The sequence below is a fragment of the Streptomyces sp. NPDC014995 genome (genome assembly GCF_043080745.1).
GTDB lineage: Bacteria > Actinomycetota > Actinomycetes > Streptomycetales > Streptomycetaceae > Streptomyces.
In genome coordinates, this window is record NZ_JBIBVX010000008.1 from 258,220 (window position 1) to 277,304 (window position 19,085).

Sequence of the window (19,085 nt, forward strand, 5' to 3'; positions counted from 1 at the left end):
CCGGCCCGGCCGCCCACCCCGGGAGCGCCCGCTCGACGACAGCCCGTCGCGCCGGGACCGCCCGGGACGGTGACGGCGGCGGCGCCGACTCCCGCCGTCGTCGCCCTCGGCCGGTGTCGGCGGGCCGCCCGGACCCCACACCGGACGACACCGTGGTCATCATCGGCCTCCGTCGTCCCCGGACAGCCCGGACCGCCCGAGCCGGCCTCAGCCGGTCACGGGACCCGGCCGCCGAGCCTCACGCCCGCGGCGGCTCACCGAACAGCTCCACCGCGCTCCGGACGTCCGACAGCCCCCGGGCCAGCGCGCTCACCGAGCCGATCGCGCCGGCGATCAGCAGCAGGGAGCGGCGCAGCCGCGGGACCTCCGGGACGCCGTGGGCCGCCATCGCGGCGAGGGCGGCGAGTTCGTCCTCGGCAATGACGCGATCGGGGAACTCCGCCGGATGCGCGGCGAGTTCGCGGCGCAGCCGGGACACCGCGGTCCGCAGTTCCGCCACCCTCGCGTCCTCGTCGCTGCCGGTCACTGGCCTCTGCCCCAAGCTCCGCAACACAGCTCTCCCCCCTGGCACGTCCTCGTGCGCAAGCACCTCGTGTCCCCACCCGGCCCCCGCGGCGCTGGTCGGACACCGGGGGACGCGCGGGTCAGTAAACGCCACCGTCGCCCGGCGCGCCACACCACGGACCGAAATTCAGCCCCCCGGGAACCGCCCGAACGTCGCCGCGTCCGGTATGCAGACCGTATGACGCACACAGAAGACCAGGTCGCCGGGCTGCTCCTCGCGGCGGGCGGGGGGCGGCGGCTCGGCGGGCGCCCCAAGGCGCTGTTGACGCACCGGGGACGACCGCTCGTGGAGTACGCGGTGGAGGTGCTGCGCACGGCCGGGTGCGCGCGCGTGCACGTGGTCCTCGGGGCCGCCGCCGACGCCGTACGGGAGCGGGCGCGGCTGGAGGGGTGCGTGCTCGTCACCAACCCGGAGTGGGAGCGGGGGATGGGCTCCTCGCTGCGGGCCGGGCTCGACTCGCTCGCCGGGACGGGGGCGCGGGCCGCTCTGGTGTCGCTGGTCGACCAGCCGGGCATCGGGGCGCGGGCGGCGGCGCGGGTGCTCGGCGCGTACCGGGACGAGTCGTCGCTGGTGTCCGCCGCCTATGACGGCGTGCGCGGACACCCGGTCCTCTTCGGCGCCGCGCACTGGGCCGGCATCGCGGCGACTGCGACCGGCGACCGGGGGGCACGTGCCTACCTGAAGGCGCACGAGGAGGCGATCACGCTCGTCGAGTGCGGGGACGTGGCCGATCCCTACGACATCGACACGGCCGAGGACCTGGTGCACCTCGAGTGAACGGGGTGGCACGGTGAGTCACCCTTTCTCGACCCGGAGAATCTCGACATCAACAAACCATTGAACTTCCACGATGAGGAAACTAGTATCCACTGCTCAGAAGCGCTCGGGAGCCCTCAGCCGCTCCCCGGGTGCTCCCGCCCCACCTCCGGGTCTCCTGGCACCCGGTGCCACGCTCGCTGAAGGAAGTGACAGCTCATGTCCGCACCAGCGCCGTCCCCGCTGGCCATCGTCGACGCCGAGCCCCTGCCCCGGCAGGAGGAGGTCCTCACCGATGCGGCCCTCGCCTTCGTGGCCGAGCTGCACCGCCGGTTCACGCCGCGCCGTGACGAACTCCTCGCCCGCCGGGCGGAGCGCCGCGCCGAGATCGCCCGCACCTCCACGCTCGACTTCCTCCCGGAGACCGCCGCCGTCCGCGCCGACGACTCCTGGAAGGTGGCCCCCTGCCCCGCGGCCCTCGACGACCGCCGGGTCGAGATCACCGGCCCCACCGACCGCAAGATGACCATCAACGCCCTCAACTCGGGTGCCAGGGTCTGGCTCGCGGACTTCGAGGACGCCTCCGCGCCGACCTGGGAGAACGTGGTTCTCGGCCAGCTCAACCTGATCGACGCCTACACCCGCAACATCGACTTCACCGACGCGCGGTCCGGCAAGTCGTACGCCCTGCGCCCGAACGAGGAACTCGCCACCGTCGTCATGCGGCCGCGCGGCTGGCACCTGAACGAGCGCCACCTCGTCGACGGCGACGGCCGTCAGGTGCCGGGCGCCTTCGTCGACTTCGGGCTGTACTTCTTCCACAACGCCCAGCGCCTCCTCGATCTCGGCAAGGGCCCGTACTTCTACCTCCCGAAGACCGAGTCGCACCTCGAGGCCCGCCTGTGGAACGACGTGTTCGTCTTCGCGCAGGACCACCTCGGCATCCCGCAGGGCACCATCCGCGCCACCGTGCTGATCGAGACGATCACCGCCGCGTACGAGATGGAGGAGATCCTCTACGAACTCCGCGACCACGCCTCGGGGTTGAACGCCGGGCGCTGGGACTACCTGTTCTCCATCGTCAAGAACTTCCGTGACGGCGGCGCCAGGTTCGTCCTGCCGGACCGCAACGCGGTGACGATGACCGCCCCGTTCATGCGGGCGTACACCGAACTCCTCGTCCGCACCTGCCACAAGCGCGGCGCGCACGCCATCGGCGGCATGGCGGCCTTCATCCCGTCCCGCAGGGACCCCGAGGTCAACAAGGTGGCCTTCGAGAAGGTCCGCGCGGACAAGGACCGTGAGGCGGGCGACGGGTTCGACGGCTCCTGGGTCGCCCACCCCGACCTGGTGCCCCTCGCCATGGAGTCCTTCGACAAGGTGCTCGGCGACAAGCCGAACCAGAAGGACCGGCTGCGCGAGGACGTCCACGTCGAGGCGGCCGACCTGATCGCCGTCGACTCGCTCGACGCCAGGCCCACGTACAACGGTCTCGTCAACGCCGTGCAGGTCGGCATCCGGTACATCGAAGCCTGGCTGCGCGGGCTCGGCGCGGTCGCCATCTTCAACCTGATGGAGGACGCGGCCACCGCCGAGATCTCCCGCTCGCAGATCTGGCAGTGGATCAACGCGGGCGTCGAGTTCGAGAACGGCGAGAAGGCCACACCGGAACTGGCCCGCAGGGTCGCCGCCGAGGAACTGGCGAACATCCGCGCCGAGATCGGCGAGGAGGCCTTCGCGACCGGGCACTGGCAGCAGGCCCACGACCTGCTGCTCCAGGTCTCCCTCGACGAGGACTACGCGGACTTCCTCACGCTGCCGGCGTACGAGCAGCTCAGGGGCTGACCACCACCGGGAAGAACCACCGGAAGACGCTCACTTCTCCGAGTGGCCCAGGGACTTGCCCGGGGCCACTCGGTCGCGTACGAGGCGCTTCACGGCCGTCGGCTCGGGGAAGCCCTGCTCGCGCCGGTCCCAGACGACCTCGTCGTTCACCCGGACGACGAAGACCCCGCCCCGGCCCGGCTTCAGGGACAGCTCCGTCAGCTCCGCCTCGAACGTCGTGAGCAGTTCCTGGGCCAGCCAGGCGGCGCGCAACAGCCAGCGGCACTGCGTGCAGTACTCGATCTCCACCCGCTGCGTGTCCGTCATCCCAGGTGCACCGACCAATCCTGTTCCGCCGCCGGCTTGCCGTGCAGGTCGGGGACCCGCTTCAGCCAGTCCGGACGGCCCTGCTGGGTACGTGCCGCCCGGAGGGCCTCCTCGGCGGCGAGTTCCTCCCGCGAGGGGAAGCCGGTGGGGAGCCAGGCTCCGGAGGCCTCCACGCGCGCGTGGAGGTAGTCCACGTACGCCGTCCGGATGTCGTCGGGCGTGGCGAAGCCCTCTTCGCCGGCCAGCCAGGCGTCCGGGACCTCGGCGACGATGTCCCGCAGCAGATCCCGCGTCACCTTCGGCGCCAGCTCGGCGTCGGCCGCCCGCACGTCCGGCAGGGAGTGGCCGAGGGCGTGGTGGCGGAGGTCGTAGGCCTTGGCGGGGTCGGAGGCGTCCCAGCGGTGGTGGAAGACGAGGGCGGCGCCGTGGTCGATGAGCCACAGGCGCGGCGGGACCGTGCCGAAGGTGGGCCAGATCATGAGGTTGGAGCTGTGGACCGTGCGGTCGACGTTCACCGTCAGGGCGTCGAGCCAGACGATCCTGCCCGCCTCCAGGGGATCCACCCGGAACGTCTTCGCCACCTCGGGGGTGAAGTCCTGGGCGCCCGGCAGGTAGTCCATGCCGAGGTTGAGGCCCGCGCTGGCGCCGTGCAGTTCGCGCACCTCCTGGTGGGGCTCGTCGTCGGCGATCGCCGGGTCGAAGTGCACCAGGACCAGTTCGGGGAAGCGCAGGCCCAGGGCCCGCGCCAGCTCCCCCACGATCACCTCGGCGACCAGCGCCTTGCGGCCCTGCGCGGAGCCGGTGAACTTCACGACGTACGTCCCCAGGTCGTCGGCCTCGACCACTCCGGGGACGGAGCCGCCGGACCGCAGGGGCTCGATGTAGCGGGTTGCAGCGACCTCTCTCATCATCTTCCCAAGGCCCACCAGTCGTTTGCCTTACCTTCCATGGCCGGCTCTCACGCGGCGCCATCGTGGGAAGCCTCCCCGACCAGCCTTGGCGAGAATTCCGGGGAGCCGCGCCCCCTTTACTTCCGGCCTCCGGCCCGAAGTGAGCATAGTAACCAGGCGTGACAGCCGGGGGGAGCGCCCGAGCCGTCGCGCCGATGTCACCGTACGAGGTGGTGCTGCGGAAGCGGCGCCGCGCACCGGGGTCCGCGAGCAGCCCGGGGCGGCCGCGCCCCGCAGCGAGCCTCCTCCGGTCGGCGCTCGCGACGTTGCTCACACTGAAGGCTCAAAACACCGCGATGAGGAGCCGATGACTCTCGGCCACGACGTCGTGGCGCCGGCACGGGCCAAAGCAGCGTGCAAGCGGGGGACGAAGGGGAAGAAGGTGCTCGGCGTCAGGACGAGTGGACGTGGGGGTTCGTCGGGGCCGAACTCCTTGCGGCGGACGCGGACGACTCACCATGCGGACGCCCGCGCGGGAACCGGTCAGGTCCGGTGGCGGTGGGGAGAGCACATAAACCGACCGACCGGAACGCGCGAACCGGCGACCGGTGACGCGCCGTCGCGGAAGTGCGGGCACCACCGGTGGCGACTTCGCGATCTCCCTCTTTCACCACGCCCGATAAGCGACTCCCACCGGGTTGGCCGGAAAAGGTCGGTGGGCGGGGGGATACACACATGGCCACTACACGGGCTACACCATCTCTCCTCCCGCCCATCGGGCGGCACACCCGAAACCCGCGTGTGCAAGACACCTGGCCTGTGTGTACACTGTTTGCGTAGTGAAAGAATGACATCATGATAGTTCATGTTTGACTTGCATGAGACGGGGAAGCTTTCATGGTCGACGTCATGACATCACTGGCGGACCAAACAGAACGGGGGACAGTATGGCCGAGGTATTTTCTCTGACAAGTTGACATGTGCGGGCCAGCTGACCAATGGCCCCGGGGCACATCGACTTTTCCCGCCTCGTTCCGATGCCATACCGGATCCCTTCCATCGCCGTTCACCAAGCATCGGACTTCAGCCGAGAATGTCGGCGTGCGCGCACGCATGCATGGAGATTCCTACTCAAACTCCGTTCTATTGGACGAAAGTGGAGACTATCTCGGTATGAAACACCAGTCCACGAAAACGGTCGCGCCGCGCATTCCGCAGCAATTATCCGGAGAAGCGGCGTCCACTCGACCGCAGGAGCGGACGGATCGCGAGACTGTACGCGTACTCGTCGTGGAGAGCGAGTCCCAGGACCCCGACCCGCTCGTTCTCGGACTGCGCCGACATGGGTACAGGACGGAGCAGGTCCGGACCGGTGCCGAGGCGCTCGAGCAGTACCGGAAGGCCGACCTGCTCCTCGTCGACCTGGATCTGCCGGACCTGGACGGTGTGGAACTGTGCCGCAGTATTCGCGCCGTCTGTGACGTCGCCATCATCGTGGTCACCGCCCGCGACACGGAACTCGACAGGGTCCTCAGTCTGCGCGCGGGAGCTGACGACTATGTCGTCAAGCCGTGCAGTCTGACCGAATTGACCGCTCGAGTCGAAGCCGTGATGCGCAGGTTTCGGTTGCAGCCATTCGTTCCCGAGGACGTCATCGCGGTCGGTCCGCTGCGCATCGATCACCGCGCCCGGGAAATTCGCCTCGACGGCCGCCGCATAGAGGTGACCCGAAAGGAATTCGATTTACTTTATCTGCTCGCCTCGCGGCCGGGCAGCGTGTTTTCGCGCAGGCAGATCATGACCCAGGTGTGGAGAGACCCCAAAGGGCAACCCGGCCGGACGATAGATACGCACGTCAGCAGCCTGCGCAGTAAACTCGGTTGCAGTCAGTGGATCGCCACGGTGCGCGGTGTCGGTTTTCGCCTCGTATTGTCCTGCTGATTTTCCGGCGGCAGCAGCGCGGCTGTCGCCCCGACCACCGAATCCCCGCCCGGGTACTCCTCCGAGAATTCCGGCACATTCCAGGCGCTGTGGTGAAAAGGGAATCGAAATGCCCGGCGCCCGGTCCGCGCATGTCGGCCGGTGACCGGCTCCTGCACAGAGGCGGTGACTCGGCGGCGGTCACAACGGCGGGTTGCCGTGCTTGCGGGAGGGCAGCTCTGCGTGCTTGGTGCGGAGCATCGCCAGGGACCTGATGAGCACCTCGCGGGTCTCGGCGGGGTCGATGACGTCGTCGACCAGGCCGCGCTCGGCCGCGTAGTACGGATGCATCAGCTCGGCCTTGTACTCCTTGACCATGCGGGCGCGCATCGCCTCGGGGTCGTCGGCCTCGGCGATCTGGCGGCGGAAGATGACGTTGGCGGCACCGTCGGCGCCCATGACGGCGATCTCGTTGGTGGGCCAGGCGTAGGTGAGGTCCGCGCCGATGGACTGGCTGTCCATGACGATGTAGGCACCTCCGTACGCCTTGCGCAGGATCAGGGAGATCCGGGGCACGGTCGCGTTGCAGTAGGCGTAGAGGAGCTTCGCGCCGTGGCGGATGATCCCACCGTGCTCCTGGTCGACGCCGGGCAGGAAGCCGGGGACGTCCAGGATGGTGACGATTGGGATGTTGAAGGCGTCGCACAGCTGCACGAAACGCGCCGCCTTCTCGGATGCCTCGATGTCGAGCACCCCCGCGAGGGTCTGCGGCTGGTTGGCGACGATGCCGACCACCTCACCGTCCAGGCGTGCAAGGGCGCAGATGATGTTGCGCGCCCAGCGCTCGTGGACCTCCAGGTACTCGCCGTCGTCGACGATCTCCTCGATCACCTCGGCCATGTCGTACGGACGGTTGCCGTCCGCCGGAACCAGCTCCAGGAGCGCGGTGCTCCGGCGGTGGGCCGAGTCGTCCGAGACGGCCTTCGGAGGCAGCTCGCGGTTGTTCTGCGGGAGGAGGGAGAGGAGGTAGCGGACCTCCGCGATGCAGGTCTCCTCGTCGTCGTAGGCGAAGTGGGCCACGCCGCTCGTCCCGGCGTGCACGTCCGCGCCGCCGAGGCCGTTCTGGGTGATCTCCTCACCGGTGACGGCCTTGACCACGTCGGGGCCGGTGATGAACATCTGCGAGGTCTCGCGGACCATGAAGACGAAGTCGGTCAGGGCGGGGCTGTAGGCCGCGCCGCCCGCGCACGGGCCGAGCATCACCGAGATCTGCGGGATGACACCGGAGGCCTTCGTGTTGCGCTGGAAGATGCCGCCGTAGCCGGCCAGGGCGGAGACGCCCTCCTGGATACGGGCGCCCGCGCCGTCGTTCAGCGAGACCAGCGGGGCACCGGCCGAGATGGCCATGTCCATGATCTTGTGGATCTTCGTGGCGTGGGCCTCGCCCAGCGCGCCGCCGAAGATGCGGAAGTCATGGGCGTAGACGAAGACCGTACGGCCCTCCACCGTGCCCCAGCCGGTGATGACACCGTCGGTGTGCGGCTTCTTCGCCTCCAGGCCGAAGCCGGTCGCCCGGTGCCGGCGCAGCTGCTCGACCTCCTGGAAGGACCCCGGGTCCAGGAGCAGCTCGATGCGCTCGCGGGCGGTCAGCTTGCCCTTGGCGTGCTGCGCCTGGGTCGCCTTCTCGCTCGGCCCGGCCAGCGCCCGCGCACGGATCTCGTGCAACTCCGCCACTCGTCCGCGCGCGTCGTCGAGTCGCTGTTTCTCCCCCGGACGGTCGTCCAAGACGGTCATCGGTTCTCCTCCTCACAACTGTGCCGGGCTTGGGGGCCCGGGCTCTTGGCTCGCGCCGGCTGCGGCAGCGCCCGGGGGCGTCCACCGGCGAGCACCGCCCGGGGCGGCGGCCGACGCACGATCTGCCGGGGCGTGTGTCCCCGGACCGCCGCCGCGGCGGCGCGGTCCCTGCCGCAGGGCCCGTCCCCGACGGTCCGGCCGGCGGGCCGCCACGGGGTGTGCGACCCTTCGTCGCCGCGGTACACGTCCGGCATCCAGCCGCCGATCCCGATGCCGGACCTCTCGGGGTAGGCCTCCTCGCGGGCCCCCGGCCGGGCGGACACAGCCGGGCGGTCCCGGCGCGCATGCTCCTCCGATGCGCGCCGCTCGCCCGGGCGGTGTGCCGACGCGCGCGCACCGACACGCTCCGGTCTCGGTAGCCGCTCCGAACGCCCACCCGACGGCCCGCTTCGACGCGGCCGACCCCGACGAGTGCCGGCGCGGTCGACGCCGACCGGTGAGCGGACCACTCCGACGAGGACGGCGCCCCGGCTATGCGACGGCGAGAGGCGCGCACCCGCGTCGACCGGCACCGGGCGCCCGTGCGGAACGCCGCGCCGAGGACGTCGCACCCGCGAGACGGCGGTGCCCTGCGGCGCCGTCCCCCGATACGCGGCCGGCAGGCGCCGCAGCGTGATGCGGGCGACGACGTACCGCTCGCGGTCGGCGGGCCGCCGGAACGCGTCCGCGCGAGCGCGCCCGGATCCGTCCGGCCCGTGCGGCGCGGGGGGACCGTGCGGGTGGGCCGTCTCGGGCGCGGGCGGCAGCCACAGGTCCGGCCGCCCCCGCCGCAGCCGCGGCTCGGCCCCGAGCCGCGACCAGGGGGCGGTCATGCGACCCACTCGCGTACGTCGTCCAGCAGGCGGGCCTGGCGCAGCGTCTCCTCGGCCGGAGCGGCACCGGCGCGCACCGAGGCGACGAAGGCGGCGATCGTGGCGGCCACCTGGTCGTGGGGTGCCAGCCGGATCTCCTCCCGGCCGCCGCCCCGGTGCAGTTCGATCACCGGCACGAGGTCCGCCGGCGGGGTGAACGCACGGTCCACCGTGATCCGGCCCGCACTCCCCCACAGCTCGTACCGGGAGACGTACGCGTGCTCGATACCGAAGGTGATCTGTGCCGTACTCCCCTCGCGTGTGCGCAGGAGGACGGCGCCCGAGGTCTCGACCTCGCGACCGCGACCCCGGGTGAGCTGGGCCCCGACGACCTCCAGGTGGGGGCCGAGGAAGTGCAGGGCCGCGCGCAGCGGGTAGAGGCCGACGTCCGCCAGCGCCCCGCCGCCGAGCTCGGGCCGGTGGCGGATGTCCGTGTCCGCCAGGGCCGGGATGGTGAACGCCGCGTGCAGCGCCCGGAGTTCGCCGATCGCGCCGTCGGCCAGCAGGCGCCGCACCGCTTCGTGCCGCGGGTGGTGGACGAACATGACGTTCTCCATCAACGCCAGCCCGCGGTCCCGGGCCAGGTCGAGGAGTTGCCCGGTGCGGGTGGCGTTCGTCGTCAGGGGCTTCTCCGCGAGCACGTGCTTGCCGGCGTCGAGAGCGGCCTGCACCCATCGGTCGTGCAGCGCGGCGGGCAGCGGCACATAGACGGCGTCCACCTCCTTGAGGTCCAGCAGCTCGGCGTAGCCCCGCACCGCGCGGCCGCCGAAGCGGCCCGCGACCCGTTCCGCCTTCTCCAGGGAGCGGCTGGCGACCGCGACGATCTCGGTGTCCGCATCGGCCCGGAAGCCGGGGAGCATCCGGCGCACCGCGATGTCCGCGCAGCCGATCACCCCGACGCGCACCGGTTCGCTCATCGGGCGGTCACCGCCGTGGCATTGAGGCACGCCAGCAGGGTGCGCCCCTGGACGTTGACGTAGTGGCCGTGGCGGACCAGGGAAGTGAGCTGTGCCGGGGTGACCCAGGCGTAGCCGGGCGGCGGGTCCTGCGGTGCGTCGGTCTCGTCCGCGTCCACGATCAGATAGCGGCTCTCGGCGTTCAGGAAGCGCCCGCCCTCCTCCGAGTGGACGGCCTCGTAGCGAATGCGGTCCTGGCGCGCGCGCAGCACCGTGTCGAGGAAGCGCGGCCGGTCCCGTGCGTCGAGGTGGGCGTAGTTGGCCGGGGTGTACTGCACGGTGGGGCCCAGCTCGATGGTGTCGAGGAAGCCGCCCTCGACACGGGCGTGCACCAGGACGTGGGGCACGCCCTCGAACTCGCGGGTGAGGAAGGCGGTGACACCCTGGCCCACCGGTTCGAACAGGGGCTGGGTCCACCCCGTGACCTCGCGGTTGCCCGCCCGCACGGACACCGCCACCACCCGGAAGTAGCGGCCGTCCTCGTGCTCGATGGCGCTCTCGCCGCGCTTCCACCGGGGAACGCTCGCGAGCGGGACACGCTCGGCCCGCACATCGTGCCGGGCGCGTTCCCCGGTGATCCAGGACAACAGCTCGATGTCGCTGAGCAGCGCTCGCGCTCCGGTGTCCGGGTACGGCAGGCAGGACAGCACGGTGCGCGAGTCCATGTTGACGACGTTGTCCCGGTGCAGCAGTTCGCTGATCTGGCCGAGAGTGAGCCAGCAGAAGTCGTCGAGCAGCGGCACGTCCCCCGTCGCTTCCACGATCATGTTGCGGTTGGACTTCCGGTAGAACCACGAGCCGTGTTCCGACTGCAGCACATCGGCGACGACCCGCCCGCGGCGCGGGCCGACGAAGTACTCGATGTACTTCACGTCCGCGCCCTTGTGGGCCTTCGTGTAGTTGCTGCGGGTGGCCTGGACCGTGGGCGAGAGCTGGAGCAGGTTCGGGTTGCCCGGCTCCATCTTCGCCTGCATCAGGAAGTGCAGCACCCCGTCGAACTCCTTGACGAGGATGCCCAGGATGCCCACCTCGGGCTGTTTGATGATGGGCTGGTACCAGTCGGCGTACGGGCCGTCCCCGTAGGGGCCGTCCTCCTCCGTGACGTGCAGCCCCTCGACGGTGAAGAAGCGGCCGCTGCGGTGGGCGAGATTGCCGGTGCGCTCGTCGAAGGACCAGCCGTCCAGCTCCGCGAACGGTATGCGGTCCACGCGGAACTCGTTGGCCCGGCCGCGCTCGGCCAGCCAGGCGGCGAAGTCCCCGGTGCCCGGCCGGACGCCTTCCGCGGCCGCCGCGGACAGCGCGATGCGGGACGGCAGACGCACGTCCGCGCGTGCCTGGAGCGCAGAGAGAAGGGACGGAGAAGTCATCAGGGGACTCCCTGGGTCTCGACGTCGATGAGGCAAGCGGCCCGAGCCGCGAAATCAGGTGGCCGGCCCAGGAGTCGGCCGGCAGGCTCAGCCGCGCGCGGCCACGAACTCCTTGATCGAGGCGGTGACGTAGTCCAGCATCTCGTCGGTGAGCGCCGGATAGACCCCGATCCAGAAGGTGTGCTCGGTGATGATGTCGCTGTTCGTCAGCTCGCCCACGACCCGGTGCGGCTGGTCGATGTAGGCCGGGTGCCGGGTCAGGTTGCCGGCGAAGAGCCGGCGGGTGCCGATCTTGCGGTCCTCCAGAAAGGCCACCAGCTCGGCGCGGCTGAACGGTGCCCCGGGGTCCACCGTGAGGACGAAGCCGAACCAGCTCGGGTCGGAGCGGGGGGTGGCCTCCGGGAGCAGCAGGCCCGGTACGCCGTCCAGGCCGTCCCGCAGCCGCCGCCAGTTGCGCTTCCTGGCGTCGATGAAGTCGTCCAGCTTGGCCAGCTGGGTCAGTCCCAGGGCCGCCTGGATGTCGGTCGCCTTCAGGTTGTAACCGACGTGGGAGAAGATGTACTTGTGGTCGTACCCGGCGGGCAGGGTGCCCATCTGGTACTTGAAGCGCTTGAGGCACTTGTCGTTCTCGCCGGGCTCGCACCAGCAGTCCCGGCCCCAGTCCCGCAGCGACTCCACGATCCGGGCGAGGCCCAGGTTCGAGGTCAGTACGCAGCCGCCCTCCCCCATGGTGAGGTGGTGCGCCGGATAGAAGCTGACGGTGGTCATGTCGCCGAAGGAGCCGGTGAGCTTCCCGTCGTACAGCGAGCCGACCGCGTCGCAGTTGTCCTCGATCAGGAACAGGTCGTGTTCCTCGGCGAGTTGGGCGATCTCGGTGACGGGGAACGGGTTGCCCAGCGCGTGCGCGATGATGATCGCCCGGGTCTTCGGGCCGATCGCGGCCGCCACCCGGTCGGCCGTCGCGTTGTAGGTGGTGAGGTCCACGTCCACGAAGACCGGGACGAGGCCGTTCTGCAGGATCGGGTTGACGGTGGTCGGGAAGCCCGCCGCGACGGTGATCACCTCGTCGCCCGGCTTCAGCCGGCTGTCCTCCAGGACGTGCGAGGTGAGCGCCGACACGGCCAGCAGGTTCGCCGACGAACCGGAGTTGGTGAGGTGGGCCTTGCGGCGCCCCAGCCGTCGGGCGAAGGCCGACTCGAACTTGCGGGAGCTGCGTCCGGCGGCGATGCGCATCTCCAGCGCGGCCTCCACCAGGGCCGTCCGGTCCGCCTCGTCCAGCACCGCGCCGGACGGCCAGATCTCCGTCGTACCGGGGACGAACTCCCGTTCCGGGGAGACCTCGTGGTGGTACTTGCGGACCTCTTCGAGTACCAGTTCCTTGCGGTCGCTCACGGTGATTCCTCTTCCATGTCCGGTGCGTTGGCCGTGATGCCGAGCGGTGGGCGCTCCGGCGGCGGTACGGGTGCGAGCAGATCGCGCAGGGAGTCGTCGAGGGACCGGCGCGGCCGCCAGCCCAGCAGCCGCTCGGCGCGCGCGATGTCCAGTTGTTGCCAGGCGACGTCGGTGCGCGAGGGCGGGCCCTCGGGGGCCTCGACGACCGGGACCTCCAGGCCGCTGAGCGCGACCATCCGGTGGATCAGAGCGCGCATCGGGACCGCCTCGCCGCGGCCCACATTGATCACCCGGCCCGTGACGGCCGCTCCCGGTGCCGTGGCCGCGGCCAGCACCGCGGCGACGGCGTCGCCCGCGTCCACCACGTCGCGGGCCGCGCGCAGCGGCGGCAGCCGCAGCTCGGCGGCCTTCTCGCCGCGCGCGTCGGCGCGCGCGGCCGCGCCGAGATGGGCCGCGACCCGGCCGAAGAGACTGCCCTGCGGCACTCCGGCACCGATCACGTTGGCGAGCCGGAGCACCACGCCGTCGACGCCCCGCTCGGACGCGGCGCGCAGGACGGCCCGGGTGCCCAGGAGCTTGGTGCGTCCGTACGCGGTCACCGGGGCGGGCTCGTGCTCCTCGCCGGTGGCGGCGTCCGGGGCGCCGGCCCCGTACTCGTGGACGCTGCCGAGCTGGACCAGCCGTACCGGCGGACCGGACAGCTCGGCGAGCGCCGCGACGAGGCGCTCGACCAGCTCGGCGTTGCCTGCGGCCATCTGTTCCTCGTCCGCCCGCCAGGCCCGGCCGGCCGCGTTGACCACCACGTCGGCGCCGGTCGAGTCGAGGAGCCCGGCGATCTCCTGCGGCGTCGCCGCGAGCAGATCCAGGCGCAGGGGCGTGCGGTCCCGCGCGGGGTCGTACCCATCGGTGCGGGACACCGGGTGCACCCGGGCGCCGAGCGCGGCGAAGCCCTCGCCGATGTGGCGGCCCAGGAACCCGGTGCCGCCCAGGACGACGACCGAGAGCCCGGCCACCGGACGGGCATCAGGTCGCACGGCTCACCCCGTGCTTGACGGCCTTCCACCAGTCGGGGTTGTCCCGGTACCAGGCCACCGTCTCGGCCAGGCCCTCCTCGAAGCCGGTCAGCGGAGCGTAACCGAGCTGCTCACGGATCTTGGACTCGTCGATCGAGTACCGCAGGTCGTGCGCCTTGCGGTCCGGGACCCGGCGGATCATCTCCTCGCCCGCGCCGGTCAGTTCGAGCAGCTTCTCGGTCAGGGCGAGGTTCGTGTACTCGTTGCCGCCGCCGATGTTGTAGATCTCGCCGGGCTGCCCGTGGTTGAGCACCAGGTGGATGCCGCGGCAGTGGTCGTCCACGTGCAGCCACTCGCGGACGTTGCGCCCGTCGCCGTACAGCGGGACCTGGCGGCCCTCGAGCAGGTTGGTGACGAACAGCGGGATGACCTTCTCCGGGTGCTGGTACGGCCCGTAGTTGTTGGAGCAGCGCGTGACGGACAGGTCCACGCCGTGGGTGCGCCAGTACGTCCGGGCGACCAGGTCCGAGCAGGCCTTGGAGGCGGCGTACGGGGTGTTGGGCGCCAGCGGCCACTCCTCGGTCCAGGAGCCCTCCTCGATCGAGCCGTACACCTCGTCCGTGGAGACGTGCACGACCCGTTCCACGCCGCTCTCCAGCACCGCGTCCAGCAGGGTCTGGGTGCCCAGGACGTTGGTGCGGAAGAATTCGCCGGCTCCTTCCAGGGAGCGGTCGACGTGGGACTCGGCGGCGAAGTGGACCACGGCGTCGTGGCCCGGTAGCAGTTCGCGCATCAGGTCGCGGTCGCAGACGTCGCCGCGGACGAACAGCAGCCGCTCGTGCGCAGCGGGCAGGTTGTCCCGGTTGCCCGCGTAGGTGAGCTTGTCCAGGGCGGTGACCTGGGCGCCCGCCCAGCCGGTGTACTCGTCGGCCAGCAGTTTGCGGACGAAGTTGGAGCCGATGAAACCGGCCGCTCCGGTGACCAGGATCCTCATGCCGCGACCTCCACTCGGGTGTGGTCTCCGACGACCAGGCAGTGATGGTCCGTGCCCCGGCCGGTGGTGCCGACGGAGGCGGCGCGCCCGATCAGCGAGTCGCGCAGGCCGCGGACGCCGGTGACCGACGCCTCGTCCAGGGCTATGGAGCTCTCCAGCCGGCTGCCGGTCACCAGGCAGTCGCGTCCGATCGAGGTGTACGGGCCCACATGGCTCTCCTCCACGACGGTGCCGGTGCCGATGATCGCCGGGCCCTCGACGCGGGACCGCAGGACGCGTGCGCCCACCTCGACCACGACCTGGCCGACGAGGACGCTGCCGGCGTCGACGTGCCCGTCGACGCGCCGGCTCAGACCGTCGAGGAGATGGCTGTTGCACTCCAGGACGTCCTCGACCTTTCCGGTGTCCTTCCAGTAGCCGTCGTACCGGCTGGCCCGGACGTCCGCGCCGGAGGAGACCAGCCACTGGATGGCGTCGGTGATCTCCAGCTCGCCGCGGGCGCTGGGCTCGATGGCCTCCACCGCCTCGTGGATGGCGGGCGTGAAGAAGTACACGCCGATCAGCGCCAGGTCGCTGCGCGGCTCCTGCGGCTTCTCCACCAGGCGCAGCACCTCGCCGTCGGGGCCGAGTTCGGCGACCCCGAAGGAGCGCGGGTCGGGCACCTTGTACACGACGACCTGGGCGGCCGGGCGGTGCGTGGCGAACTCCTCGGCGATGCCGACGACCCCGTCGGGCAGCATGTTGTCGCCCAGGTACATCACGAAGTCGTCGTCGCCGAGGAAGTCGCGGGCGATGGACACGGTGTGGGCCAGTCCGCGCGGTGCGTCCTGGGCGATGTAGGTGATCCGCAGGCCGAACCGGGAGCCGTCGCCGAGTACGGCCTCGATCTCGGGCCCGCGGTTGCCGACGATGACGCCGACCTCGGTCACCCCCAGCTCCCGGACGCCCTGCAGTACGTGCACCAGGACGGGCGTGTTCGCGATGGGGATGAGCTGCTTGGGCATCGAGTAACTGAAAGGCCGCAGGCGGGTACCGGATCCGCCTGCGAGCACCAGAGCCTTCATCGAGAGGTCCTCTCGGTTCGTGTGGTCATGCCGGCTGTTCGAGCGGCCTGAGCGTGGCGTTGAACCTCGCTGCCGCTTCGAGCGGAGGTGTTCGGTGAGCTTGTCTCGCGGTCTTCCCGGGTTCGTGCCGAGGGGCCGGCCTGTGGATGGCGGGGCGGGTGGGCGTCCCGGGCGGGCCGGGACGGCTCGGGCACGCCGGCGCAGAGGGTCAATCCCCCTGATCCACGGCGCCGAGGGCAGAGCGTGCCCGAGACGGCCTACAGGTGCTCGATGCCGGCGGTGTCGCGGCGGATACGCGACAGCCGGGCCCGCTCGTGGGTCATCGCCGCTTCTCGTCCGTGCTGAAGCGTCGGACGATCGGCATCTCCACGTACCGGTGCATCAGCCATGCCAGGGCGAGGGAGACGGCAAGGGCCAGTGCCATGTAGGCGATCACCATGGCCACTGATTCGAACGGGCCGTGCAGCAGGTTGATGTTGAGGGTGTGGAGCACCAGGTAGTGGCAGAGGTAGAAGGCGAACGACGCATTGCCGAGCAGCACCATCGTTCTCGACGACAGGAACGTCGGGCGCCGTGCGATGTCCCGCTGCGCGGCGGCGACGACGAGCAGCAGGCAGGAGATCAACAGGGGTGCCCGCCAGCCGAACAGCAACGGGCTGTAGCTCGCCACGACGTAGCAGGGCACGAACGACATCAGCACCCACGGCAGGCTCACCCGGGGGAAGCGGCCGGAGGTCACCAGGAGCGCGGCGAACATTCCGGCGAAGAGATCGAAGAGGCGGCCGAGCGGGAAGACGTAGGCGAACCACATCTGGAAGCCGATCGCATTCGGCGCCCCCACGAACTCCGTGATCCCGGCGGGCATGTGGTAGGCCAGGATCGGCATGAGGAAGGCGCCCGCCACGCAGAGGGCCAGGCCCGTCCACGCCGCGCGTCGGCCGAGGCCGCGGAACCTCCGGATGACGAAGGGGAAGACCAGGTAGAACACGGCCTCCACGGCGAGGGACCAGCCCGTCGCGAGGACACTGAAGTTGACCACCGGGTTCGGTACCCACACCTGGACGAGGCCCGCGTAGGCGAGCAGGTCCTGCCACCGGATGCTCACGTCCCACAGCAGCACCGTCGCCGCGACGCCGACCACGTAGTACAGCGGCAGGACCTTGACGAACCGGCGGCGGTAGAAGGCGCCGGTGCGGTCGGTGGAACGTGCGGACCAGGTGAGGACGAAGCCGCTGAGGACGAAGAAGAAGCCCACGCCGAGGCCGCCCAGTTGGCTGGCCGCGGCACTGAAGTCGGCGCTGGTCCGCTGGTCGGCGAAGGCCGGAAAGCCCGGGCTCGAGGAGTGGAACACAAAGACCGCGAGCGCCGCGAAGAAACGCAGTCCGGTCAGCGAGTCGAGCCTGGCACGGCCGGCGCCGGCGGGCGGCGACCCCTTATGGGGCGCTGCCGCCCGCGTGCGTGTCTGCGCTCTGCCGGGGGACGTCACTGCTCTCTCCACGACATCACGGCCGCCACGGCGGCGAGGCCGTCCTCGTGGCCGAGCACGGCGGCCACGCCCCGCGCGTCGTGGTCCAGGGGAACGCTGCCGGTCCCGGCCGGGCCGTCGCCTCCGAGCACCACGGTCGTCGATTCCTGTGTCATGAACTCTCCTCCAGGGGAGTACGGTCCGCGGGCCGCCGGTGTGCGGCCCGCGGGTCGGTTGTGTCGCGGTGGTGGTCAGGGGTGGCGGACGGGTCCGGCCGGCCGCCGGTCCTCGGCGCGGGGGCGGGGGCGGACCCTTCCCAGGGGGCGGCGCAGGTTCGTCCGGGGTTCTTGTTCCGGACCTCGCACCGTGCCTCGGTGCGCTACCGCGGTACGGACGGACTGTGCGGCCTCGCGGGCTTCAGGGCCGACCAGGTGTCAGGCCGGGCCGCCCCGGCGTGTGCCCGAGCCGGCCCACGGGTGTTCGGTGCCGGCGGTGTCGCGGCGGGTATGCGACAGCCGGGTCGGCTCGTGGTTCATCGCCGCTTCCTGGCCGTGCTGAAGCGTCGGACGATCGGCAGTTCCACGTACCGGTGCAGCAGCCATGCCAGGGCGACGGAGACGACGAGGGACGCTGCGATGTAGGCGATCACCATGGCCACTGAGTCGAACGGGCCGTGCAGCACCTTGATGTTGACGGTGTAGAGCACCAGGTGGTGGCAGAGGTAGAAGGCGAACGACACGTTGCCGAGCAGCACCATCGTGCTCGACGACAGGAACGTCGGGCGCCGTGCGATGTCCCGCTGCGCGGCGGCGACGATGAGCAGCACGCAGGAGATCAGCAGGGGTGCCCGCTGGCCGAACAGCCAGGGGGTGTTGATCGCCACGAGGTAACACGGCATGAACGAGATCAGCACCCACGGCAGGCTCACCCGGGGGAAGCGGCCGGAGGTCACCAGGAGCGCGGCGAACATACCGGCGAAGAAGTCGGAGAGGCGGCCGAGCGGGAAGACGTAGGCGAACCACGTCTGGAAGGCGGCCTCGTTCGGCGCGCCCACGAGCTCGCCGGTCCCGGCGGGCAGGACGTAGGCGAGGGTCGGTATGAGGAAGGCCGTGGCCACGCAGAGGGCCAGGCCCGTCCAGGCCGCGCGTGGGCCGAGGCCCCGGAACGTGCGGATGACGAGGGGGAAGACCAGGTAGAAGGCGGCCTCCACGCCGAGGGACCAGCCCGGCGTGAGGACACTGAAGTTGACCTCCGGGTTCGGGACCCACACCTGGACGAGGCCCGCGTAGGCGAGCAGGTCCTGCCACCGGACACCCAGGTCCCACAGCAGCACCGTCGCCGCGACGCCGGCCACGTAGTACAGCGGCAGGATCTTGACGAACCGGCGGCGGTAGAAGCTGCTGGTGCGGTCGGTGGAACGTGCGGACCAGGTGAGGACGAAGCCGCTGAGGACGAAGAAGAAGCCCACACCGAGGGAGCCCAGTTGGCCGGTCGCGTCCGCGAAGGCGGCGTTGGTCCGCTGGTCGGCGAAGGTGGGGAAGACCAGGCTGGCCGAGCCGATGAGGAGGAAGGAGGAGTGGGTCACGAAGACCGCGAGCGCCGCGAAGAAGCGCAGTCCGGTCAGCGAGTCGAGTCTGGGACGGCCGGCGCCGGCGGGGGGCGACCCCTCCTGGGGCGCTGCCGCCCGCGTGCGTGTCTGCGCTCTGTCGAGGGAGGTCACTGCTCTGTCCTCCGCTTCACGGCCGTCACGGCCGTCGATTCCCTGTGCCATGAACTTCCTCCCAGGCGGGGGCGATCCGCGGGCCGTCGGTGCGCGGCTCGCGGGTCGGCTGTGTCGCGGGTGGGTG

Annotated in this window: 16 protein-coding genes; 3 read left to right on the forward strand and 13 right to left on the reverse strand. The window is 70.9% G+C overall.

From position 1 onward, the window contains the following. Positions 1–238 precede the first annotated feature (238 nt). Entirely contained in the window at positions 239–553 is a 315-nt protein-coding gene (locus ACF1A1_RS18560; protein ID WP_392001005.1) for a DUF5955 family protein, read from the reverse strand. Positions 554–742: 189 nt separating this feature from the next. Here ACF1A1_RS18560 and ACF1A1_RS18565 point away from each other — a divergent pair, with 189 nt between their 5' ends. Both ACF1A1_RS18565 and aceB read left to right on the forward strand, forming a co-directional pair. Continuing rightward, complete coding sequence (locus ACF1A1_RS18565) at positions 743–1,342, forward strand: NTP transferase domain-containing protein (protein WP_392001006.1); 600 nt, start codon at positions 743–745, stop codon at positions 1,340–1,342. A 198-nt stretch (positions 1,343–1,540) separates the two neighbouring features. Further along, entirely contained in the window at positions 1,541–3,166 is a 1,626-nt protein-coding gene (gene aceB, locus ACF1A1_RS18570) for a malate synthase A (protein ID WP_392001008.1), read from the forward strand. A 30-nt stretch (positions 3,167–3,196) separates the two neighbouring features. Here aceB and ACF1A1_RS18575 read toward each other — a convergent pair whose 3' ends face one another. Both ACF1A1_RS18575 and ACF1A1_RS18580 read right to left on the reverse strand, forming a co-directional pair. Beyond that, positions 3,197–3,472, reverse strand: a complete 276-nt coding sequence (locus ACF1A1_RS18575) for a SelT/SelW/SelH family protein (RefSeq protein WP_392001009.1) — start codon at positions 3,470–3,472, stop codon at positions 3,197–3,199. Continuing rightward, positions 3,469–4,383: a HipA family kinase gene (locus tag ACF1A1_RS18580; protein ID WP_392001010.1), complete on the reverse strand. Its 915-nt coding sequence runs from the start codon at positions 4,381–4,383 to the stop codon at positions 3,469–3,471. The genes ACF1A1_RS18575 and ACF1A1_RS18580 overlap by 4 nt, the downstream gene beginning before the upstream one ends. Positions 4,384–5,535: 1,152 nt before the next feature. Between ACF1A1_RS18580 and ACF1A1_RS18585 the strand changes: the two genes are divergently transcribed. Next, a complete protein-coding gene (locus ACF1A1_RS18585; protein WP_392001011.1) occupies positions 5,536–6,303 on the forward strand; it encodes a response regulator transcription factor in 768 nt (255 codons plus the stop codon). A gap of 180 nt (positions 6,304–6,483) precedes the next feature. Here ACF1A1_RS18585 and ACF1A1_RS18590 read toward each other — a convergent pair whose 3' ends face one another. The 10 genes from ACF1A1_RS18590 to ACF1A1_RS18635 all read right to left on the reverse strand — a co-directional run bounded on the left by ACF1A1_RS18590 (position 6,484) and on the right by ACF1A1_RS18635 (position 19,009). Then, entirely contained in the window at positions 6,484–8,076 is a 1,593-nt protein-coding gene (locus ACF1A1_RS18590) for an acyl-CoA carboxylase subunit beta (RefSeq protein ID WP_392001012.1), read from the reverse strand. An 868-nt stretch (positions 8,077–8,944) separates the two neighbouring features. Beyond that, positions 8,945–9,904, reverse strand: coding sequence for a Gfo/Idh/MocA family protein (locus ACF1A1_RS18595; RefSeq protein ID WP_392001013.1), 960 nt, complete (start codon positions 9,902–9,904; stop codon positions 8,945–8,947). Beyond that, the gene (locus tag ACF1A1_RS18600) at positions 9,901–11,310 is read right to left on the reverse strand and encodes an NDP-hexose 2,3-dehydratase family protein (RefSeq protein WP_392001015.1); all 1,410 of its coding nucleotides are present in this window, start codon (positions 11,308–11,310) and stop codon (positions 9,901–9,903) included. Before ACF1A1_RS18600 ends, ACF1A1_RS18595 begins: the two co-directional genes overlap by 4 nt. 87 nt (positions 11,311–11,397) lie before the next feature. Continuing rightward, positions 11,398–12,702: a lipopolysaccharide biosynthesis protein RfbH gene (rfbH, locus tag ACF1A1_RS18605; protein WP_392001016.1), complete on the reverse strand. Its 1,305-nt coding sequence runs from the start codon at positions 12,700–12,702 to the stop codon at positions 11,398–11,400. After that, complete coding sequence (locus ACF1A1_RS18610) at positions 12,699–13,736, reverse strand: NAD-dependent epimerase/dehydratase family protein (protein WP_392001018.1); 1,038 nt, start codon at positions 13,734–13,736, stop codon at positions 12,699–12,701. Before ACF1A1_RS18610 ends, rfbH begins: the two co-directional genes overlap by 4 nt. Beyond that, on the reverse strand, positions 13,726–14,709 hold the full coding sequence (rfbB, locus tag ACF1A1_RS18615; RefSeq protein ID WP_392001019.1) for a dTDP-glucose 4,6-dehydratase: 984 nt from the start codon (positions 14,707–14,709) through the stop codon (positions 13,726–13,728). The genes ACF1A1_RS18610 and rfbB overlap by 11 nt, the downstream gene beginning before the upstream one ends. After that, on the reverse strand, positions 14,706–15,773 hold the full coding sequence (locus ACF1A1_RS18620) for a glucose-1-phosphate thymidylyltransferase (protein WP_392001020.1): 1,068 nt from the start codon (positions 15,771–15,773) through the stop codon (positions 14,706–14,708). Before ACF1A1_RS18620 ends, rfbB begins: the two co-directional genes overlap by 4 nt. A 319-nt stretch (positions 15,774–16,092) precedes the next feature. Further along, a complete protein-coding gene (locus ACF1A1_RS18625; protein WP_392001021.1) occupies positions 16,093–17,259 on the reverse strand; it encodes an acyltransferase family protein in 1,167 nt (388 codons plus the stop codon). Continuing rightward, positions 17,256–17,414 carry a hypothetical protein gene (locus tag ACF1A1_RS18630; RefSeq protein ID WP_392001022.1) on the reverse strand — a complete coding sequence of 53 codons (159 nt, stop codon included), beginning with the start codon at positions 17,412–17,414 and terminating at the stop codon, positions 17,256–17,258. Before ACF1A1_RS18630 ends, ACF1A1_RS18625 begins: the two co-directional genes overlap by 4 nt. A gap of 356 nt (positions 17,415–17,770) precedes the next feature. Next, positions 17,771–19,009, reverse strand: a complete 1,239-nt coding sequence (locus ACF1A1_RS18635) for an acyltransferase family protein (RefSeq protein WP_392001024.1) — start codon at positions 19,007–19,009, stop codon at positions 17,771–17,773. Positions 19,010–19,085: the final 76 nt, after the last annotated feature.

Bases quoted from the DNA above. Each gene is read 5' to 3' on its own strand.
- ACF1A1_RS18575 (WP_392001009.1), bottom strand. From the start codon at position 3,472: ATGACGGACACGCAGCGGGTGGAGATCGAGTACTGCACGCAGTGCCGC.
- ACF1A1_RS18620 (WP_392001020.1), bottom strand. From the start codon at position 15,773: ATGAAGGCTCTGGTGCTCGCAGGCGGATCCGGTACCCGCCTGCGGCCT.
- ACF1A1_RS18630 (WP_392001022.1), bottom strand. From the start codon at position 17,414: ATGACACAGGAATCGACGACCGTGGTGCTCGGAGGCGACGGCCCGGCC.
- ACF1A1_RS18635 (WP_392001024.1), bottom strand. From the start codon at position 19,009: ATGGCACAGGGAATCGACGGCCGTGACGGCCGTGAAGCGGAGGACAGA.
- ACF1A1_RS18585 (WP_392001011.1), top strand. From the start codon at position 5,536: ATGAAACACCAGTCCACGAAAACGGTCGCGCCGCGCATTCCGCAGCAA.
- aceB (WP_392001008.1), top strand. From the start codon at position 1,541: ATGTCCGCACCAGCGCCGTCCCCGCTGGCCATCGTCGACGCCGAGCCC.
- ACF1A1_RS18595 (WP_392001013.1), bottom strand. From the start codon at position 9,904: ATGAGCGAACCGGTGCGCGTCGGGGTGATCGGCTGCGCGGACATCGCG.
- ACF1A1_RS18565 (WP_392001006.1), top strand. From the start codon at position 743: ATGACGCACACAGAAGACCAGGTCGCCGGGCTGCTCCTCGCGGCGGGC.
- ACF1A1_RS18600 (WP_392001015.1), bottom strand. From the start codon at position 11,310: ATGACTTCTCCGTCCCTTCTCTCTGCGCTCCAGGCACGCGCGGACGTG.
- rfbB (WP_392001019.1), bottom strand. From the start codon at position 14,709: ATGAGGATCCTGGTCACCGGAGCGGCCGGTTTCATCGGCTCCAACTTC.
- ACF1A1_RS18590 (WP_392001012.1), bottom strand. From the start codon at position 8,076: ATGACCGTCTTGGACGACCGTCCGGGGGAGAAACAGCGACTCGACGAC.
- ACF1A1_RS18580 (WP_392001010.1), bottom strand. From the start codon at position 4,383: ATGATGAGAGAGGTCGCTGCAACCCGCTACATCGAGCCCCTGCGGTCC.